We start from the raw sequence: 20,197 nt of genomic DNA, 5'->3' as shown, positions 1-20,197 counted from the left end.
AAGCTCGCTCCCACAGTGATGGTTGGCGGACACAAAAATTGTGGGCGCCTCAGATCAAATGTGGGAGCGAGCTTGCTCGCGATGGCGGTCTTAACGACTCAGATACATCCGGGTCGTCAGCAAATAGACCGGCAACCCCGATACCAGTATCAACAACGCCGCATAAGGCGCCGCTGCCGCAAATTCCACATTCGCGGTATGCGCCCAGACTTCCGTTGCCAGTGTATTGAGCCCGGTTGGACTCAACAGCAAGGTCGCCGTCAGTTCCTTCATCGCATCCAGGAACACCAGAGCAAAAGCCGCCCCCAGCGCCGGGAAAATAATCGGCAGTGTCACTCGACAGAACGCACTGAATGACGAGGCTCCCAATGTGCGTGCCGCCTCCTCAAGTTGCGGTGCCGCCTTGTTCAGCGCTGTACGGATCGGCGCCTGGGCCAGCGGCAGAAACAACAGGGCGTAGGCGATCAGCAGCAATGCCGAAGTCTGGTAAAGCATCGGCACGAAGTGCAGGGCGAAATACACCAGGGTCAGGGCAATGACCAGTCCCGGCAGAGCATGCAGCAGATATGGCAAGCGCTCGGCCCAGATCGCCAATTGACCTTTGTAGCGTACGACCAGCAGGCCGACCGGTACCGCCAGCACCAGGCAAAACGCAGCGCCACCCAGCGACAGTGCGAGGGAGGACAGCAATGCTTCGCCGATTGCCGCCACGGGAAAGGCTGCCGATGATCCCACCGCCAGCCAGTAGGCCAGCATGCCCAGCGGAATCCCGCTGCCAATGATTGCCAACAGCAGGCAATAAAGCTGTCCCGCCACGGCCCAGGGGCCCAGTTGAACCTGTTCCGCATGGCGCGCCGCGCCTTGACCGGTGCGCACATGTCGACCTTTACCGCGTGCGCGCAGCTCCAGCCACAGCAGTATCAGGCACAGCGCCAACAGTACCGCTGACAGCATGGCGGCGTTGGCATTGCTGAATTCCAGCTCGAACTGTTGATAGATTGCGGTGGTGAAAGTTTGCAGGCCGAGGATCGACAGCGCGCCGAATTCCACCAGCATGTGCAGGGCAATCAGCAAAGAACCGGCGAGCAGTGACGGCCAGAGCAGAGGCAGGGTGACCCTGAAGAATACGCCCCAGCGGTTCTGTCCCAGCGTGCGCGCTGACTCTTCCAGTGAAGGGTCGAGATTGCGCAGGGTCGCCGCCACCGGCAGGAAAATCAGCGGGTATTTAGAGAGCGTCATCACCAGGATCGCCCCGCCGAGTCCTTCAAAGTGGGCGCTCAGCGAAACCCAGGTGAAGCTGCTGACAAAGGCCGGTACGGCAAACGGCAGGCACAGGATCACACCCCAAAGCCGTCGTCCCGGAAGGTTACTGCGTTCGAGCAGCCACGCCAGTGACAGGCCAATCGCGCCGCACGCGAGGGTGACACCCAGCATCAATGCAAGGGTATTGCGCAGCAGGCCGAATACGTAGGGCCGCCACAGCAGGTGCAAGGCTTCGGCCCAGCCTGCTTGCCAGGCTTTGAGTCCGACATAGGCCAGCGGCAGGAGGCTGAGTACGATCAGCAGCAATACCGGCAACACCAACCCTGGCGGCGGACGCTTGCGGCGGGGCGCGTTGTTGCTGCGCAGGCTGGTGGCAGATAACGATGCGCTCATCAGTTCAAGCCAACGTCACGTTCCAGGTCCAGGGCTTCTTCGGCATTACCGAGGTCGGCTGGTGTGACGTTCGGCGCCTCCAATTCACTGAACGGCTTGAGGCCGCGATCCGATGCCATGCCTTTGTGCAGAGGGTATTCGGCGGTGGTCTGGGTGATCACGCGCTGGCCTTCCTCGCTGGCCATGTAGGCAAGCAATTGCTGTGCTTCTTTGGGGTGTTTGCTGGATTTCAGTACCGCGGCGCTGGAAACGGTGATGAGCCCGCCGACGTCGCCGCCGGTGAAGTAATGCAGCTTCGAATCGAGCTGGCCTTTTTCACGCTGCAGGGCGAACCAGTAGTAGTTGTTCACTAATACCGTCGCGACTTCGCCGTTTTCCACGGCTTTGAGCGCGACCATGTTGTTGCTGTAGGTCTTGCCGAATGCGCGCAGTCCGGTCAGCCATTCTTCGGCAGCGTCCATGCCGTGCACTTTGATGATGGCGACGGCTTGTTCCTGGAAGGCACCGCTGGTGGGTACGAAGCCGACCTTGCCTTGCCATTTTGGATTGGAGAATTCCATCACCGACTTCGGCAGGTCTTTTTCGTCGATCAGTTTGGGGTTGTAGGCCACAACGCGTACCCGGGCGGTCACGCCAACCCAGGTGCCATTGCTGGCGACGTATTCCTTGGGCAGAACGGCCAACGTTGCGTCATCCGCCTTGGCCAGCAGGCCTTGTTCGCCAAGTTTGTTCAGTGGCGGCGACTCTTCGGTGTAGATCACGTCGGCGGGGGAGCGATCGCCTTCTTCGACGATCTGGCTGGCGAGCTGGTTGCTGCTGCCTTTACGCACATTGACGTGGATGCCGGTCTTGGCTTCGAAGGCTTTGGCGACCGCGTCGCCGACTTCTTTGTGTTGACCGTTGTAGAGGGTCAGGGCAACCGGATCGGCCGCTTGGGTGAGGGGAGTGGCGAGTGCCAGGCCGAGCAGGGTGATGGTCAAGCCGCGGCGCAGGGTATTTCGAAACATCATTCGCAGGGTTCCTCACTGTCGCATTGCAAAAACTTGCAACAATGATAAACGATATTGTTTCTCAAATGCGCCTTGCTGATCCCTGTAGGAGCGAGCTTGCTCGCGATGGAGTTGAACGATGACGCGTGCTGGCTGAAAAAATGCGTCGCTTGAGCGTTCATCGCGAGCAAGCTCGCTCCTACAGAGGGGGGGTGTTGTTTTTCAGAAGTCAGAAACGCAAAAACCCGCTTTCGCGGGTTTCTGTGAAATCCAAGGTCGTAACCTTGAATTTGAATTGGTGCCCAGAAGAAGACTCGAACTTCCACGACCGTAAGGTCACCAGCACCTGAAGCTGGCGTGTCTACCAATTTCACCATCTGGGCATTCATCTTCAGCGTTGCCGCTGTTGATGTGGCGCACTATACGGAGAGCATTTTGATCTGTAAACCCCTGATTCTAAAAATAATAAACCAGTGGTCAAAAATGCAAAAACCCGCTTTCGCGGGTTTTTGTGTGAGTCTTGAAATTGAACTAATCTCAAGCTCGAAATTGGTGCCCAGAAGAAGACTCGAACTTCCACGACCTTGCGGTCACCAGCACCTGAAGCTGGCGTGTCTACCAATTTCACCATCTGGGCAGTATCGGCAACGTCTCCGTCGTCGATGGCGCGCACTATACGGAGCGTCTTTTTAACTGTAAACCCCCGGAATCAAAAAAACCTGGAAAATTTCGCCAGCGGTCTTCAAAACAGCTTTGCGGTGTCGATACAGGGCTTTAGATGGGTCGTCTTAGCCTGAAATTTCCCGTTTCATTACGCCTATGCCAAACTAACCCGTATATAGACAAGGTGAAAACTCTCTAATGGCCGATTGGCAGTCCCTCGATCCCGAGGCCGCTCGTGAAGCGGAAAAATATGAAAACCCTATTCCTAGCCGTGAACTGATCCTTCAGCACCTTGCTGATCGAGGTTCGCCTGCTAACCGCGAGCAACTGGTCGAAGAGTTTGGTCTGACCACAGAAGACCAGATCGAAGCCCTGCGCCGCCGCCTGCGCGCCATGGAGCGCGATGCTCAACTCATTTATACCCGTCGCGGCACTTATGCGCCGGTGGACAAGCTCGACCTGATCCTGGGCCGCATCAGCGGTCACCGCGATGGCTTCGGCTTCCTGGTGCCGGACGATGGCAGTGACGACCTGTTCATGAGCCCGGCGCAGATGCGTCTGGTGTTCGACGGTGACCGTGCTCTGGCCCGTGTTTCCGGTCTGGATCGTCGTGGTCGCCGCGAAGGCATGATCGTTGAAGTGGTGTCTCGCGCTCACGAAACCATCGTTGGCCGCTACTTCGAAGAGGGCGGCATCGGTTTCGTGGTTGCCGACAATCCGAAGATCCAGCAGGAAGTGCTGGTGACGCCGGGTCGTAACGCCAGCGCGCAGATCGGTCAGTTCGTCGAAGTGAAGATCACTCACTGGCCGACACCACGCTTCCAGCCGCAAGGCGACGTGGTTGAAGTCGTGGGCAACTACATGGCGCCGGGCATGGAGATCGACGTTGCCCTGCGTACCTATGACATTCCTCACGTCTGGCCTGACGCCGTGCTCAAGGAAGCCGGCAAGCTCAAGCCGGAAGTCGAAGAAAAAGACAAAGAGAAGCGCATCGACCTGCGTCATCTGCCGTTCGTCACCATCGACGGCGAAGATGCCCGCGACTTTGACGATGCGGTCTACTGCGAAGCCCGTCCGGGCAAGCTGCGCCTGTTCTCGGGCGGCTGGAAGCTGTACGTGGCGATTGCCGACGTATCCAGCTACGTGAAGCTCGGTTCGGCGCTGGATGCCGAGGCTCAGGTTCGCGGCAACTCGGTGTACTTCCCTGAGCGCGTGATTCCGATGCTGCCTGAGCAGCTGTCCAACGGCCTGTGTTCGCTGAACCCGCAAGTCGATCGTCTGGCCATGGTTTGCGAGATGACCATCTCCAAAACCGGCGAAATGACCGACTACTGCTTCTACGAAGCGGTGATCCACTCCCATGCGCGTCTGACCTACAACAAGGTCAGCGCGATGCTGGAAACGCCGAAAGCCACCGAAGCGCGCAAGTTGCGCGGCGAATACACCGACGTGGTGCCGCACCTCAAGCAGCTGTACTCGCTGTACAAGGTATTGCTGGCGGCTCGCCATGTGCGTGGCGCGATCGATTTCGAAACCCAGGAAACCCGGATCATCTTCGGTTCCGAGCGCAAGATTGCCGAAATCCGTCCGACTATACGTAACGACGCGCACAAGCTGATCGAGGAATGCATGCTGGCGGCCAACGTGGCCACTGCCGAGTTCCTGAAGAAGCACGAAATCCCGGCGCTGTATCGCGTTCACGATGGTCCGCCACCGGAGCGTCTGGAAAAGCTGCGCGCGTTCCTCGGCGAGCTCGGCCTGTCCCTGCACAAAGGCAAGGACGGTCCGTCACCGAAGGATTACCAGGCACTGCTGGCCGGTATCAAGGATCGCCCGGATTTCCACCTGATCCAGACTGTCATGCTGCGTTCGTTGAGCCAGGCGGTGTACAGCGCCGATAACCAGGGCCACTTCGGCCTGAATTACGAGGCGTACACGCACTTCACTTCGCCGATCCGCCGCTACCCGGACTTGCTCACGCACCGGGCGATTCGCAGCGTGATCCATTCGAAGCAGAACACCCCGCACGTTCGCCGTGCCGGTGCGATGACCATTCCGAAAGCGCGCATCTATCCGTACGACGAAGCGGCCCTGGAGCAACTCGGCGAGCAGTGCTCGATGAGCGAGCGCCGTGCCGACGAAGCGACCCGCGACGTAGTGAACTGGCTCAAGTGCGAGTTCATGAAAGATCGCGTGGGCGAATCGTTCCCGGGCGTGATCACCGCAGTGACCGGTTTTGGCCTGTTCGTCGAACTGACCGATATCTACGTCGAAGGCCTGGTGCACGTCACCGCGCTGCCGGGCGATTACTACCACTTCGATCCTGTGCACCACCGCCTGGCCGGTGAGCGTACCGGTCGCAGTTTCCGCCTGGGTGACACCGTGGAAGTGCGGGTCATGCGCGTCGACCTCGACGAACGCAAGATCGACTTCGAGATGGCTGAAAAAACCATCAGTGCGCCGATCGGCCGCAAAAAACGTGGCACCGAAGCGGCAGCGCCCGCGGCTAAAGTCGAAGCAGAACCGGCCCCGGCGAAAACCGGTCGTCGTCCTGCCAAGGAAAAGGCTGTAGAAGCCTATCGCCCGAGCGATGCGGCGGCGAAAAACGCCGAAGTGCGCAAAAGCCGTGAAATGAAACAGGCGTTGCTGGCCGGTGCGAAAAGCGGCGGTAAAGCGGCGTCTGGGGGAAAGACCAGTCGGTCGACGCCTGACAAGGCCGTCGGCGGCAAGCCAGCCAAACCGAGCAAACATCGTAAAGGTCCGCCAAAAGCGGGCTCGGCTCCAGCCAAGAGTGGCGGGGCGCGTAAACCTAAGGCCAAGCCATGAGTCAGTTGGAAAAGATCTACGGCGTACACGCTGTAGAAGCGTTGTTGCGTCACCACCCGAAACGCGTCAAGCAGATCTGGCTGGCCGAAGGTCGCAATGATCCTCGGGTCCAGACGCTGATCGAGTTGGCCAACGAAAACCGGGTCCAGGTCGGCCAGGCCGAGCGCCGCGAAATGGATGCCTGGGTCGAAGGCGTGCACCAGGGTGTGGTCGCGGATGTGAGTCCGAGCCAGGTCTGGGGCGAAGCGATGCTCGACGAGCTGCTCGATCGCACCGACGGCGCGCCGTTGTTGCTGGTGCTCGACGGCGTGACTGATCCGCACAACCTCGGCGCTTGCCTGCGTTCCGCCGATGCGGCGGGTGCGCTGGCAGTGATCGTGCCGAAGGACAAGTCGGCGACCCTGACTCCGGTTGTGCGAAAAATCGCCTGCGGTGCGGCGGAAGTGATTCCACTGGTTGCCGTGACCAACCTGGCGCGCACCCTGGAAAAACTCCAGCAGCGCGGCTTGTGGGTTGTCGGTACGGCCGGTGAGGCTGAGGTCAGCCTGTATGACCAGGACCTGACTGGCCCGACCATCCTGATCATGGGCGCCGAAGGCAAGGGCATGCGTCGCCTGACCCGCGAGCATTGCGACTATCTGGTGAACCTGCCGATGGCCGGTAGCGTCAGCAGTCTCAACGTTTCCGTGGCGACGGGTGTCTGTCTGTTCGAAGCACAGCGTCAGCGTAGCGTCAAGGCCAAGGCTGCTGCCAAGAAGTCCTGATCCAGTTGCAGTCCCTGTGGGAGCGAGCCTGCTCGCGATAGCGGCGTAACATTCAGCATTAATGTCGAATGTTGCGCCCCCATCGCGAGCAAGCTCGCTCCCACAGTGTTTTGTGGTGTGACATGAATGGGTGGCTGTTCAAATAATCACCAATTACCTTGCACCTCCCTCGCCCCTTCTCTACAATTGCGCCCCTTGCTGCGATGGCAGGCACCAACGTGTCTAGCGTCCGCAAGTCCATAAGTGTCATTCACTCCTTGTCTGACCGCTTTTGAGCGGCAGGCTACAACCCGTAAGGAGCATTCATGCGTCATTACGAAATCATCTTTTTGGTCCACCCGGATCAAAGCGAGCAAGTCGGCGGCATGGTTGAGCGTTACACCAAGCTGATCGAAGAAGACGGCGGCAAAATCCACCGTCTGGAAGATTGGGGCCGTCGTCAACTGGCCTACGCAATCAACAATGTTCACAAGGCTCACTACGTGATGCTGAACGTTGAGTGCACTGGCAAGGCCCTGGCCGAGCTGGAAGACAACTTCCGCTACAACGATGCAGTGATCCGTAACCTGGTCATCCGTCGCGACGAAGCCGTTACCGGCCAGTCCGAGATGCTCAAGGCAGAAGAAAACCGCAGTGAGCGCCGTGAGCGTCGCGACCGTCCTGAGCACGAAGGCGCTGAAAGCGTTGATAGTGATGACAGCGACAACAGCGATAACGCTGACGAGTAATCCACGGACCTTTTAAGGAGCCTATCAAATGGCACGTTTCTTCCGTCGTCGTAAATTCTGCCGCTTCACCGCTGAAGACGTGAAAGAGATCGATTACAAAGATCTCAACACTCTGAAAGCTTATGTATCCGAGACCGGCAAAATTGTTCCAAGCCGCATCACCGGTACCAAAGCTCGTTATCAGCGTCAGCTGGCCACCGCTATCAAGCGCGCCCGCTTCCTGGCCCTGCTGGCCTACACCGACAGCCACGGCCGCTGAGACCGGGCAGTCGACACGTAGCAAAGGATTGAATGCATGCGGGCCATAGCTGAGTTCATCATGCGCGGCCGTATGCAGGCCACTCTCGTAGTGGCTGGATGCGCGGCATTGCCGTTGTTGTATTGGTTGGGTGCTGCCGCAGGATGCCTTGTGCTCTTGCGGCGCGGATTGAGGGACGCCCTGGGCGTTCTTGCTCTGGGACTGCTGCCGGCATTGGCCTGGTGGCTGTACTCCGAAGACCCACGGGCACTTCTGGTGCTGCTGGGGTCTGCGAGCCTTGCGTTGGTTTTGCGCGCAAGCGAGTCCTGGAACCGCGTGCTGCTGGTCAGCATAGCGATGGGAGTGGTGTTTTCAGTGGTGTTGGGGACAGCTTTTGCTCCCCAGATCGAGATGCTGGCGCAGGCTTTGATCAAAGTCATGCCGTCGCTACTCGGCGACGTCTACCAGAAGTTGTCGGTAGACGAACAAGCGCGTTTCGCGTCCCTGATTGCACCGGTCCTGACCGGCCTGATTGCGGCTTTGTTGCAAATCGTCAGCTTGCTGAGCCTGCTTGTCGGGCGCTACTGGCAGGCGTTGTTGTACAACCCGGGCGGTTTTGGTCGCGAGTTTCGCGCCATCCGTATCCCGCTGTTGCCGGCGATGTTGCTGCTGGCGTGCATGCTTCTGGGGCCGAACATCGGTCCGCAGATGGCCATGTTGACGCCGTTGTGCAGTGTACCGCTGGTGTTCGCCGGGCTGGCCCTGATTCACGGGCTGGTGGCGCAGAAGCGACTGGCCAGGTTCTGGTTGGTGGGGTTGTACGTGACGCTGTTGCTGTTCATGCAACTGATCTATCCGTTGCTGGTGGTCCTGGCCATCGTCGACAGCCTGATTGATTTTCGCGGTCGTTCGGCACCGAAAGATGCCGATAACGCGAACGGTGAAGGTTAAAAGTTAAGAGGATTTTCACATGCAACTGATCCTTCTGGAAAAAGTCACCAACCTGGGCAACCTGGGTGACAAAGTGAACGTTAAGGCTGGTTACGGTCGTAACTACCTGCTGCCTTATGGCAAAGCTACCGCTGCGACCCCAGCCAACCTGGCTGCGTTCGAAGAACGTCGCGCTGAGCTGGAAAAAGCTGCAGCAGATCGCAAAGCATCGGCTGAAAGCCGCGCTGCCCAACTGGCCGAGCTGGAAGTGACCATCACTGCCACCGCTGGCGACGAAGGCAAGCTGTTCGGTTCGATCGGTACTCACGACATCGCTGACGCACTGACCGCCTCCGGCGTTGAAGTGCAGAAGAGCGAAGTTCGTCTGCCGAACGGCACCATCCGCAACGTAGGCGAATTCGACGTAGCCGTGCACCTGCACGCCGAAGTTGAAGCCACCGTACGCGTTGTCGTGGTAGCAGCTTAAGCAGCACTTGTCGGCTGGCACCCTCGGGTGCTTGCCGGTAACATCGGGCACGATCCTGTTTACAGGTCGTGCCCTTTGTCTTTCTGAAACTTCCAATTTCAAGTGGCCATGAACGATATCTCCGCTCCTGAGCAATACGATCTGCAAACCGCCGCGCTGAAAGTGCCGCCGCATTCCATCGAGGCCGAACAGGCTGTACTCGGTGGTCTGATGCTGGACAACAACGCCTGGGAGCGTGTGCTCGATCAAGTCTCCGACGGCGATTTCTATCGACATGACCACCGCCTGATTTTCCGTGCGATCGCCAAGCTGGCCGATCAGAACATGCCGATCGACGTCGTGACCCTGTCCGAGCAATTGGACAAGGAAGGTCAGACTTCACAGGTCGGCGGCCTCGGTTACTTGGGCGAGCTGGCGAAAAACACCCCGTCCGTCGCCAACATCAAGGCCTATGCGCAGATCGTTCGCGAGCGGGCGACGTTGCGCCAGCTGATCGGTATCAGTACCGAGATTGCCGACAGCGCGTTCAACCCTGAAGGTCGCACTGCCGCCGAGATTCTCGACGAGGCTGAACGGCAGATCTTCCAGATCGCCGAGGCCCGACCGAAAACCGGTGGCCCGGTGGGCGTCAATGACCTGCTGACCAAGGCCATCGACCGCATCGACACCTTGTTCAACACCGACAACGCCATCACTGGCCTGTCCACGGGTTACACCGACCTTGACGAGAAAACCAGCGGCCTGCAACCGTCCGACCTGATCATCGTCGCCGGCCGTCCATCGATGGGTAAAACCACCTTTGCGATGAACCTGGTGGAAAACGCCGTGTTGCGCAGCGAGAAGGCCGTTCTGGTTTACTCCCTCGAGATGCCAGGCGAATCGCTGATCATGCGTATGCTCTCGTCCCTCGGCCGTATCGACCAGACCAAGGTCCGTTCCGGTCAGCTGGAAGACGACGACTGGCCGCGCCTGACCTCGGCGGTCAACCTGCTCAACGACCGCAAGCTGTTCATCGACGATACCGCCGGCATCAGCCCGTCGGAAATGCGCGCCCGGACCCGCCGTCTGGTACGTGAACATGGCGAAGTCGGCTTGATCATGATCGACTACCTGCAACTGATGCAGATCCCGGGTTCCAGTGGTGATAACCGGACCAACGAGATTTCCGAAATCTCCCGGTCCCTGAAAGCCCTGGCGAAAGAATTCCAATGCCCGGTGGTGGCGTTGTCCCAGCTCAACCGTTCCCTGGAACAACGGCCGAACAAGCGCCCGGTGAACTCCGACTTGCGGGAATCCGGAGCGATCGAGCAGGACGCCGACGTGATCATGTTCGTTTATCGCGACGAGGTGTATCACCCGGAAACCGAGCACAAGGGCACGCTCCCACAGGGATCACATTGAACCTGTGGGAGCGAGCTTGCTCGCGATGGGGTCACCGCAATTTCCGACCATAGCCGTCGGAATTGGTCAAAATTTGTGCTATATTCCGCGCCCGCGAAATTCAATGAAAGCCAACACCGGTTATCGACATGCAAGCAGCCAAGCCGTTATTTGACTATCCCAAGTACTGGGCCGAATGTTTCGGGCCAGCGCCGTTCCTGCCCATGAGCAGGGAGGAGATGGATCAGCTCGGCTGGGATTCGTGCGACATCATCATCGTCACCGGTGATGCCTACGTCGACCACCCGTCGTTCGGCATGGCGATCATCGGCCGGCTGCTGGAGTCCCAGGGCTTCCGCGTCGGGATCATTGCCCAGCCGAACTGGCAGTCCAAAGACGACTTCATGAAGCTCGGCGAGCCGAACCTGTTCTTCGGTGTCGCGGCCGGCAACATGGACTCGATGATCAACCGCTACACCGCGGACAAGAAAATCCGTTCCGACGACGCCTACACGCCGGGTGGCCTGGCGGGCAAGCGTCCGGACCGCGCCAGCCTGGTTTACAGCCAGCGCTGCAAGGAAGCCTACAAGCACGTGCCGATCGTGCTCGGCGGCATCGAAGCGTCCCTGCGCCGTATCGCCCACTACGACTACTGGCAAGACCGTGTGCGCAACTCGATCCTGATCGACGCCAGCGCCGACATCCTGCTTTACGGCAACGCCGAGCGGGCCATCGTCGAGGTCGCCCAGCGTCTGTCCTACGGTCACAAGATCGAAGACATCACCGACGTGCGCGGTACCGCGTTCATCCGTCGTGACACGCCGCAAGGCTGGTACGAAGTCGATTCCACGCGCATCGACCGTCCGGGCAAGATCGACAAGATCATCAACCCGTACGTCAACACCCAGGACACCCAGGCCTGCGCCATCGAGCAGGAAAAAGGCCCGGTCGAAGACCCGCAGGAAGCCAAGGTCGTGCAGATCCTGGCCAGCCCGCGCATGACCCGCGACAAGACCGTTATCCGTTTGCCGTCCGTGGAAAAGGTCCGCAACGATGCGGTGCTTTACGCTCACGCCAACCGGGTGCTGCACCTGGAAACCAACCCGGGCAACGCCCGTGCGCTGGTGCAGAAGCACGGCGAAGTGGACGTCTGGTTCAACCCGCCACCGATTCCGATGACCACCGAAGAAATGGACTACGTGTTCGGCATGCCTTATGCGCGCATTCCGCACCCGGCGTACGGCAAGGAAAAAATCCCGGCCTACGACATGATCCGCTTCTCGGTGAACATCATGCGTGGCTGCTTCGGCGGCTGCACCTTCTGCTCGATCACCGAGCACGAAGGCCGGATCATCCAGAACCGTTCCCACGAGTCGATCATTCGCGAGATCGAAGAAATTCGTGACAAGGTCCCGGGCTTTACCGGCGTGATCTCCGACCTCGGCGGCCCGACCGCGAACATGTACCGCATTGCCTGCAAGAGCCCGGAAATCGAATCCGCGTGCCGCAAGCCATCGTGCGTGTTCCCAGGCATCTGCCCGAACCTGAACACCGACCACTCGGCGCTGATCCAGCTGTACCGCAGCGCCCGTGAGTTGCCGGGTGTGAAGAAGATCCTGATCGCTTCCGGCCTGCGCTATGACCTGGCGGTCGAATCGCCGGAGTACGTCAAGGAACTGGTGACCCACCACGTCGGTGGCTACCTGAAGATCGCCCCGGAACACACCGAGGAAGGTCCGCTCAACCAGATGATGAAACCGGGCATCGGCAGCTATGACAAGTTCAAGCGCATGTTCGAGAAGTATTCGAAGGAAGCGGGCAAAGAGCAGTACCTGATCCCGTACTTCATCGCCGCCCACCCGGGCACCACCGATGAAGACATGATGAACCTGGCCCTGTGGCTCAAGGGCAATGGTTTTCGTGCCGACCAGGTGCAGGCGTTCTACCCGTCGCCGATGGCCACCGCCACCGCAATGTACCACTCGGGCAAGAACCCGCTGCGCAAGGTCACTTACAAGAGTGACGCGGTGACCATCGTCAAGAGCGAAGAGCAGCGTCGTCTGCACAAGGCGTTCTTGCGTTATCACGACCCGAAAGGCTGGCCGATGCTGCGTGAAGCGTTGACCCGCATGGGCCGCGCCGACCTGATCGGGCCAGGCAAGAACCAGCTGATTCCTTTGCACCAGCCATCGACCGACAGCTACCAGAGCGCCCGTCGCAAGAATTCGACGCCGGCCGGCAGCCACAAGGTTGCAGGGGAAAAGACCACCAAGATCCTGACCCAGCACACCGGCCTGCCACCGCGTGCCAGCGATGGCGGCAACCCGTGGGACAAGCGCGAACAGGCCAAGGCAGCGGCGTTCGCCCGCAACCAGCAGGCGGCCAAGGAACGCAAGGACGCGGCCAAGGGCAAAGGCCCCAAACCGACCCGCAAGCCGGTCGTGCCGCGCTAGGCCTCGCTTGAGCTGAACAGAACGCCAACCTTCGGGTTGGCGTTTTTTTTTGTGCCTGAACAACAAGAGATCGCAGCCTTCGGCAGCTCCTACATTGGTAATGCGTACATATGTAGGAGCTGCCGAAGGCTGCGATCTTTCGATCTTCGCGACATATTCGTGCAAACGCTCTCAACCATTTTCCTGCATCGCCCGATTTTGGTGCTGTACTGCCTCAGGCAACCGAAGAAAGCGCCAGCGTTGCTGGATGGCATAACTCTTGCGCGCTTTCCCATACGCTCAAGGCTCGCAGGAGGCACGCCGTGTCGATTCATGTCGCATTGCACCACGTCACGCATTACCGCTATGACCGCGCTGTCGAGCTCGGCCCGCAGATCGTTCGCCTGCGTCCCGCCGCTCACAGCCGCACGCGGATTCTGTCCTATGCGCTGAAAGTCTCGCCCGAACAGCACTTCATCAACTGGCAGCAGGACCCTCAGGGTAATTACCTGGCGCGACTGGTGTTCCCGGAGAAAACCGAGGAATTGCGAATCGAGGTTGATCTGCTGGCAGAAATGGCGATCTTCAATCCATTCGACTTCTTCCTCGAACCCTATGCAGAAAAAATCCCCTTCGCCTATGCCGTCGATGAGCGCAAGGAGCTGGCGCCATACCTGGAAACCCTGCCCCTGACGCCGAAGTTCAAGGCCTATCTGGACGGCATCGACCGCACACCGTTGCCCGCCGTGGACTTTCTCGTCGCGCTCAACCAGCGCCTGAGCGAAGACATCGACTACCTGATCCGCATGGAGCCCGGCGTACAAACACCTGAGCACACCCTCGCACAGGCCTCCGGTTCGTGTCGTGATTCCGCCTGGTTACTGGTGCAACTGCTGCGCAACCTGGGGCTGGCGGCGCGTTTCGTGTCGGGCTACCTGATCCAGCTGACCGCCGACGTCAAAAGTCTCGACGGTCCGTCCGGCACCGACGTGGATTTCACCGATCTGCATGCCTGGTGCGAAGTGTACTTGCCCGGTGCCGGCTGGATTGGCCTGGACGCGACCTCCGGGCTGTTTGCCGGGGAAGGGCATATTCCGTTGGCCTGCAGTCCCGATCCGTCTTCTGCGGCGCCGATCAGTGGCTTGGTGGAGCCGTGCGAGTGCGAATTCAGCCACGAAATGTCCGTGGAGCGGATTTGGGAGGCACCACGGGTCACCAAGCCCTACACCGACGACCAGTGGCTAGCGATTCAAGCCCTGGGCCGACAGATCGATGCTGACTTGCTGGACGGCGATGTGCGCCTGACCATGGGTGGCGAGCCGACCTTTGTGTCCATTGATGACCCTGATGGTGCCGAGTGGAATACCGCCGCACTGGGGCCGGATAAACGGCGCTTGTCCGCCGAACTGTTCCAGCGCATGCGTAAACACTACGCACCCAAGGGGCTGGTGCATTTCGGGCAGGGCAAGTGGTATCCCGGTGAGCAACTGCCGCGTTGGTCGCTCAATTGCTACTGGCGCCGTGACGGCGTGCCGATCTGGCACAACAGCGCGCTGATCGCCGACGAACAGAAAGACTACGGCGCGGATGGCGCACTGGCCGGGCGTTTTCTGGCGAGTGTCGCCGAACGCCTGAAGATTCCGACACGCTTTGTGTTTGCGGCCTACGAAGACAATTTCTATTACCTCTGGCGCGAAGGGATGCTGCCGCAAAACGTCAGTGCCGAAGACTCACGTCTGGAAGAGCCTTTGGAGCGTGAGCGTCTGCGCAAGGTCTTCAGTCAAGGCTTGGACAAGGTCATCGGCCAGGTCCTGCCGCTGGCGCGCACCGCCAAGGGCGACCAGTGGCAGAGCGGGCGCTGGTATCTGCGCGACGAGCACTGCCGTCTGGTGCCGGGGGACTCACCGTTGGGCTATCGCTTGCCGCTGGGTTCGCAACCCTGGGTGAAAGCGGCGGAATATCCGTTCATTCATCCGCAAGACCCGAATCAGGACTTCCCGCCGCTGCCCGACACCGCGCAACTGCAAAGCCAAAGCGAGACTGCCGAGGTGCAAGAGCGCGCACCGAAGATCGACGAATCCGCCGACTGGCTGACCCGCACCGCCTTCTGCGCCGAGGCGCGGGAAGGCCGGTTGTACCTGTTCATGCCGCCGCTGGAGCGGGTCGAGGACTACCTCGAACTGGTCGCGGCCATTGAAGCCACCGCTGAAGAACTATTGTGTCCGGTATTGCTGGAGGGCTATGAGCCGCCGAGCGATCCACGCCTGAGCAACTTCCGCATCACCCCGGATCCGGGGGTGATCGAGGTCAACGTGCAACCGTCCGCGACCTGGGATGAATTGGTCGAGCGCACCGAATTCCTCTACGAAGAAGCGCGCCAGACCCGGCTGACCACCGAGAAATTCATGATCGACGGCCGGCACACCGGTACGGGTGGCGGTAACCATTTCGTGCTGGGTGGCGCGACCCCGGGGGACTCACCGTTTCTGCGTCGCCCGGATCTGCTGCGCAGCCTGATCAGCTATTGGCACAACCATCCGTCGCTGTCCTACCTGTTTTCCGGATTGTTCATCGGCCCGACGTCCCAGGCCCCCCGCGTCGATGAAGCACGCAACGATGCCTTGTACGAACTGGAAATTGCTTTCGCACAAATGCCTGAAGCGGGTGAGGAATGCCCGCCATGGCTGGTGGATCGACTGCTGCGCAATCTGCTGATCGATGTGACCGGCAACACCCACCGCGCCGAGTTCTGCATCGACAAACTCTATTCGCCGGACGGTGCCACCGGGCGCCTCGGGTTGCTGGAGCTGCGTGCGTTCGAGATGCCGCCCCATGCGCGCATGAGCCTGGCGCAACAATTGTTGCTGCGGGCGCTGGTCGCGCGGTTCTGGCGCGAACCCTATGCACCGCCGAAGCTGGCACGCTGGGGCACGGAGCTGCACGATCGCTTCCTGTTGCCACACTTTATCGAACAAGATTTCGCCGATGTCATCGTCGACCTCAACGCCGCTGGTTATCCGGTGCGGTCCGAATGGTTCGCCGCGCATCTGGAGTTCCGTTTTCCCAAGGTTGGCGATTACGCCGTCAGTGGTATTGCACTGGAACTGCGCCAGGCGCTGGAGCCCTGGCATGTGCTGGGCGAAGAGGGCGCCATGGGCGGCACGGTGCGTTACGTGGATTCGTCGCTGGAGCGTTTGCAGGTCAAGCTCAGCGGCTTGCCGCCCCAGCGTTATCTGCTGACCTGCAACGGCATCCCGGTGCCATTGCAGCCCACCGGGCGTGTAGGCGAATTCGTCGCTGGCGTGAGATTTCGCGCCTGGCAACCGGCCAACTGCCTGCAACCGACCATCCCGGTACACGCGCCGCTGGTATTTGACCTGCTCGATACCTGGATGCAGCGTTCGCTGGGCGGCTGCCAATACCACGTCGCCCACCCGGGCGGGCGCAATTACGACAGCTTGCCGGTCAATGCCAACGAGGCCGAGAGCCGACGGATGGCGCGCTTCTTCCGCATCGGACACACGCCGGGGAAACTTCCTGTACCCAATCTGGAAACTAACGATGAGCTACCGATGACGCTCGATTTGCGACGTTTCTAAACCGTACGCGACGCCCGGATTTTYCGTATATCCGGGCGTCATGAGCCTGCGTTAGTCTGACCCTTCATTGCTGTCTGCCGAGCTTTCCATGCCTGACCTGCTAGACCGCTACCCGCTGACGGCGGGCACCTATCACGAAATGCTCGACGACAGTGGCGCCGTGCGCCCGCACTGGCGACGGCTGTTCGAGCAGTTGCAACGCAGCACGCCGGCGCAACTGGTACAGCGCCAGGCCCTGCTGACCCGGCAAATCCAGGAAAACGGCGTTACCTACAACGTCTATGCCGATCCCAAGGGAGCGGATCGGCCATGGGAACTGGATCTGCTACCCCATGTGATCGCAGCCGATGAGTGGCAACAGTTGTCGGCCGGCATCGCTCAGCGGGCGCGCTTGCTCAATGCCGTGCTGGCTGACCTTTACGGTCCGCAACGGCTGATTGCCGAAGGTCTTCTGCCCGCCGAGCTGGTGTTCGGTCACAACAACTTCCTTTGGCCCTGTCAGGGCATCAGCCCGCCTGACGGAGCCTTTCTGCATCTGTATGCCGTGGATCTGGCGCGCACACCCGATGGTCGTTGGTGGGTGACGGCGGATCGTACCCAGGCGCCTTCGGGTGCCGGGTATGCGCTGGAAAACCGCACGATTGTGTCCCGGGCGTTTCCCGAGTTGTACCGCGATCTGAAAGTGCAGCACCTGGCCGGGTTCTTTCGCACCTTGCAGGAAACCCTGGCCCGTCAGGCCCCGAGTGACGGGGACGCGCCATTGGTAGTGCTGCTGACACCGGGGCGTTTCAACGAAAGCTATTTCGAACATTTGTACTTGGCGCGTCAGCTCGGCTACCCACTGGTGGAGGGCGGCGACCTGACGGTGCGCGATGCGACGGTCTACCTGAAGACCCTGAGTGGTCTGCGCCGGGTGCACGCGATCATGCGCCGGCTCGACGATGATTTCTGCGACCCGCTGGAGTTGCGTACCGATTCAGCCCTCGGCGTGCCGGGCCTGCTTGAGGCCGTGCGGCAGGGGCGGGTGCTGGTGGCCAATGCTCTCGGCAGCGGTGTGCTGGAATCGCCCGGATTGTTGGGTTTCCTGCCGAGGATCAATCAATTCCTGTTCGGCGAAGAACTGATCCTGCCGTCCATCGCCACCTGGTGGTGCGGTGAAGCGCCGGTATTGGCCCAGGCCCTGGAAAAACTGCCGGAGTTGCTGATCAAACCGGCATTTCCGTCCCAGAGTTTTGCTCCGGTATTTGGCCGTGATTTGAGTGAAAAACAGCGCCAGGAGCTCGCCGAGCGCATGCAGGCACGGCCATACGCGTATGTCGCGCAAGAACTTGCGCAGTTGTCCCAGGCACCGATCTGGCAAGCCGAAGACGGTCAACTGCAACCCCGTGCCATCGGCATGCGCGTGTATGCGGTGGCCAGCCGCGAGGGATACCGGGTGCTGCCCGGTGGCTTGACCCGGGTCGCCGCGCAAGCCGATGCCGAAGTGGTGTCGATGCAGCGAGGCGGCGCCAGCAAGGACACCTGGGTGCTGGGCGATCGTGCGCCCAGCGGCGAACAATGGAAGGCCCAGCGCAACATCGGTGTACATGACCTGGTGCGGCGCGATCCGTACCTGCCATCGCGGGTGGTGGAAAACCTGTTCTGGTTTGGTCGTTACTGCGAACGTTGCGATGACAGTGCCCGTTTGCTGCGCATCATGCTGGCGCGCTATGTCGACGGCGACGACCCGCAAGCCCTGCAGGCAGCAGTGGAACTCGGCGAACGGCTGATGCTGCTGCCCGAGGAGGGCGAGTTGCCGGAGCGCCTGTTGGCGGCGTTGCTCGGCGATGACTGGCCGTTCAGCCTGCGTTCCAACCTGCAACGTTTGCAGTGGGCCGCTTCACAGGTGCGCGGCAAGCTCTCGCGGGAAAACTGGCAGGCGCTGGTGGAGTTGCAGCGCGAAGCCATGGAACTGGAAACCGAAGAGCCGGATTTCGGCGAGTTGCTGGATTTCCTCAACCGTCTGGTGATGTCCCTGGCGGCGTTGTCCGGCTTTGCCCTGGACGACATGACCCGGGACGAAGGCTGGCGTTTCCTGATGATTGGCCGGCGGATCGAGCGCCTGCAATTTCTCAGCGGCAGCCTGGCGGCGTTCCTTCGGGGCGCTGGGGCTTTCGATCAGGCCGGGCTGGAATGGTTGCTGGAACTGGGCAACAGCAGCATCACCTATCGTTCTCGCTACCTGGCGGTGGCGCAGCTGATCCCGGTGCTCGACCTGTTGTTGCTCGACGAGCAGAACCCTCATGCCGTGTTGTTCCAGTTGAAACTGGTGACCCGCACCCTCAAACGCCTCAACGATGACTTTGGCGTGCCGCGTGAAGCAGCGCTACCGCAATTGGTCGAGCGTCTGGCGCGATTCGACCTTGGCTGCCTGGAAAACCCGCTGTTCGGCGACGCGAGTGTTCGCGCTGCCATCGAAGGGCTGGCCGCGCTGCTGCAAGAGATCGCCGACGCCAGCGGGCAGGTTTCCGATCGCCTGGCGCTACGGCATTTCGCCCATGTCGATGATGTCAGCCAGCGCACGGTGTCCGTCTGATGAGCGCTCACTACCAGATTTTCCACGACACCCATTATCACTATGACAGCCCGGTGTCCCTGGCCCAGCAACTGGCGCATCTGTGGCCGCGGCCTTGTGCCTGGCAGCGCTGCACCGACCGGCAATTGCAGATCAGCCCGCAGCCGACCTCGCGTCGCGATGAGCTGGATGTATTCGGCAATCCGCTGACCCGGCTGGCGTTCGAGCGTCCCCACGATGAATTACTGGTCAACGCCAGCCTGACCATTGAGGTGCTGCCCCGACCTGCGTTGGACTTCAGTCTGTCGCCAGCGTGGGAAGAGACGCGTAGCGCGCTGACCTACAGCAGCCAACCGCTGTCGCCCGAGCTACTCGAAGCCTGTCGATACCGGTTTGAATCTCCGTACGTGCATTTGAAGAAAAACTTTGTCGAGTTCTCGCAAAGCTGTTTTCCGCCCGGTCAGGCGTTGTTGCTCGGCGTGCAGGCTCTGATGGAGAAAATCTTCAACGAGTTCACCTTCGATGCCGAAGCGACCCAGGTGGCGACGCCGCTGGTCGAGGTGCTGGAGCGCCGGCGCGGGGTCTGCCAGGACTTTGCCCACCTGATGCTCGCCTGCGTACGTTCCAGAGGGTTGGCGGCGCGCTACATCAGCGGCTACCTGCTGACCCAGCCACCGCCGGGCCAGCCACGCTTGATCGGTGCCGATGCGTCCCACGCCTGGGTCTCGGTGTTTTGCCCGGTGCTGGGGTGGGTGGATTTTGATCCGACCAACAATGTGCAGCCAGCACTGGAGCACATTACCCTGGCCTGGGGCCGGGATTTTTCCGATGTGTCGCCGTTGCGGGGGGTGATTCTGGGCGGGGGCAATCACGATCCGGAAGTTCGGGTAACGGTGATGCCACTGGAGTAATGCAGATCAATGTGGGATTGCGGTGTCTTGGAGTCATTCG

At 60.4% G+C, this 20,197-nt stretch carries 12 protein-coding genes, 2 tRNA genes and 1 pseudogene; 11 read left to right on the top strand and 4 right to left on the bottom strand.

Going from position 1 to position 20,197, the window contains the following annotated elements:
* Positions 1 to 90 precede the first annotated feature (90 nt).
* From AC1D1M_RS09155 to AC1D1M_RS09140, 4 genes are all read right to left on the bottom strand, one after another.
* Entirely contained in the window at positions 91 to 1,656 is a 1,566-nt protein-coding gene (locus tag AC1D1M_RS09155; protein WP_477775383.1) for an ABC transporter permease, read from the bottom strand.
* Positions 1,656 to 2,666, bottom strand: coding sequence for an iron ABC transporter substrate-binding protein (locus AC1D1M_RS09150; protein WP_477775382.1), 1,011 nt, complete (start codon positions 2,664 to 2,666; stop codon positions 1,656 to 1,658). Before AC1D1M_RS09150 ends, AC1D1M_RS09155 begins: the two co-directional genes overlap by 1 nt.
* Positions 2,667 to 2,941: 275 nt before the next feature.
* Positions 2,942 to 3,028, bottom strand: a tRNA-Leu gene (locus AC1D1M_RS09145).
* A 167-nt stretch (positions 3,029 to 3,195) separates the two neighbouring features.
* Positions 3,196 to 3,282: transfer RNA gene (locus AC1D1M_RS09140), tRNA-Leu, on the bottom strand.
* Between the two features lie 224 nt (positions 3,283 to 3,506).
* Here AC1D1M_RS09140 and rnr point away from each other — a divergent pair.
* The 11 genes and pseudogenes from rnr to AC1D1M_RS09085 all read left to right on the top strand — a co-directional run bounded on the left by rnr (position 3,507) and on the right by AC1D1M_RS09085 (position 20,157).
* Entirely contained in the window at positions 3,507 to 6,134 is a 2,628-nt protein-coding gene (gene rnr, locus AC1D1M_RS09135; protein ID WP_477775381.1) for a ribonuclease R, read from the top strand.
* Positions 6,131 to 6,898, top strand: a complete 768-nt coding sequence (gene rlmB, locus AC1D1M_RS09130; RefSeq protein ID WP_007973273.1) for a 23S rRNA (guanosine(2251)-2'-O)-methyltransferase RlmB — start codon at positions 6,131 to 6,133, stop codon at positions 6,896 to 6,898. Before rnr ends, rlmB begins: the two co-directional genes overlap by 4 nt.
* A 305-nt stretch (positions 6,899 to 7,203) precedes the next feature.
* On the top strand, positions 7,204 to 7,626 hold the full coding sequence (rpsF, locus tag AC1D1M_RS09125; RefSeq protein ID WP_007982042.1) for a 30S ribosomal protein S6: 423 nt from the start codon (positions 7,204 to 7,206) through the stop codon (positions 7,624 to 7,626).
* Positions 7,627 to 7,654: 28 nt separating this feature from the next.
* On the top strand, positions 7,655 to 7,885 hold the full coding sequence (gene rpsR / locus AC1D1M_RS09120) for a 30S ribosomal protein S18 (RefSeq protein WP_002551829.1): 231 nt from the start codon (positions 7,655 to 7,657) through the stop codon (positions 7,883 to 7,885).
* Positions 7,886 to 7,921: 36 nt separating this feature from the next.
* A complete protein-coding gene (locus tag AC1D1M_RS09115) occupies positions 7,922 to 8,815 on the top strand; it encodes a hypothetical protein (RefSeq protein ID WP_477775380.1) in 894 nt (297 codons plus the stop codon).
* A 19-nt stretch (positions 8,816 to 8,834) separates the two neighbouring features.
* Positions 8,835 to 9,281, top strand: coding sequence for a 50S ribosomal protein L9 (gene rplI, locus AC1D1M_RS09110; RefSeq protein ID WP_007973276.1), 447 nt, complete (start codon positions 8,835 to 8,837; stop codon positions 9,279 to 9,281).
* A 108-nt stretch (positions 9,282 to 9,389) separates the two neighbouring features.
* A pseudogene (gene dnaB, locus AC1D1M_RS09105) lies at positions 9,390 to 10,658 on the top strand (replicative DNA helicase); the annotation flags it as partial.
* A 152-nt stretch (positions 10,659 to 10,810) separates the two neighbouring features.
* Positions 10,811 to 13,114 (top strand): YgiQ family radical SAM protein, encoded by a 2,304-nt coding sequence (locus AC1D1M_RS09100; protein WP_007994999.1) that lies wholly within the window; start codon positions 10,811 to 10,813, stop codon positions 13,112 to 13,114.
* A gap of 302 nt (positions 13,115 to 13,416) precedes the next feature.
* Complete coding sequence (locus AC1D1M_RS09095; protein ID WP_477775379.1) at positions 13,417 to 16,692, top strand: transglutaminase family protein; 3,276 nt, start codon at positions 13,417 to 13,419, stop codon at positions 16,690 to 16,692.
* 88 nt (positions 16,693 to 16,780) lie between these two features.
* Positions 16,781 to 19,267: a circularly permuted type 2 ATP-grasp protein gene (locus AC1D1M_RS09090; protein ID WP_477775378.1), complete on the top strand. Its 2,487-nt coding sequence runs from the start codon at positions 16,781 to 16,783 to the stop codon at positions 19,265 to 19,267.
* Positions 19,267 to 20,157 (top strand): transglutaminase family protein, encoded by an 891-nt coding sequence (locus AC1D1M_RS09085; protein WP_477775377.1) that lies wholly within the window; start codon positions 19,267 to 19,269, stop codon positions 20,155 to 20,157. Before AC1D1M_RS09090 ends, AC1D1M_RS09085 begins: the two co-directional genes overlap by 1 nt.
* Positions 20,158 to 20,197 lie beyond the last annotated feature (40 nt).

The sequence above is a fragment of the Pseudomonas sp. P1_F7 genome (genome assembly GCF_056405655.1).
This window is presented reverse-complemented; position numbering and strand designations above follow the sequence as displayed.

Coding starts and splice junctions, on each gene's coding strand:
- AC1D1M_RS09155 (WP_477775383.1), bottom strand. CDS start 1,656: ATGAGCGCATCGTTATCTGCCACCAGCCTGCGCAGCAACAACGCGCCC.
- AC1D1M_RS09150 (WP_477775382.1), bottom strand. CDS start 2,666: ATGATGTTTCGAAATACCCTGCGCCGCGGCTTGACCATCACCCTGCTC.
- rnr (WP_477775381.1), top strand. CDS start 3,507: ATGGCCGATTGGCAGTCCCTCGATCCCGAGGCCGCTCGTGAAGCGGAA.
- rlmB (WP_007973273.1), top strand. CDS start 6,131: ATGAGTCAGTTGGAAAAGATCTACGGCGTACACGCTGTAGAAGCGTTG.
- rpsF (WP_007982042.1), top strand. CDS start 7,204: ATGCGTCATTACGAAATCATCTTTTTGGTCCACCCGGATCAAAGCGAG.
- rpsR (WP_002551829.1), top strand. CDS start 7,655: ATGGCACGTTTCTTCCGTCGTCGTAAATTCTGCCGCTTCACCGCTGAA.
- AC1D1M_RS09115 (WP_477775380.1), top strand. CDS start 7,922: ATGCGGGCCATAGCTGAGTTCATCATGCGCGGCCGTATGCAGGCCACT.
- rplI (WP_007973276.1), top strand. CDS start 8,835: ATGCAACTGATCCTTCTGGAAAAAGTCACCAACCTGGGCAACCTGGGT.
- AC1D1M_RS09100 (WP_007994999.1), top strand. CDS start 10,811: ATGCAAGCAGCCAAGCCGTTATTTGACTATCCCAAGTACTGGGCCGAA.
- AC1D1M_RS09090 (WP_477775378.1), top strand. CDS start 16,781: ATGCCTGACCTGCTAGACCGCTACCCGCTGACGGCGGGCACCTATCAC.
- AC1D1M_RS09085 (WP_477775377.1), top strand. CDS start 19,267: ATGAGCGCTCACTACCAGATTTTCCACGACACCCATTATCACTATGAC.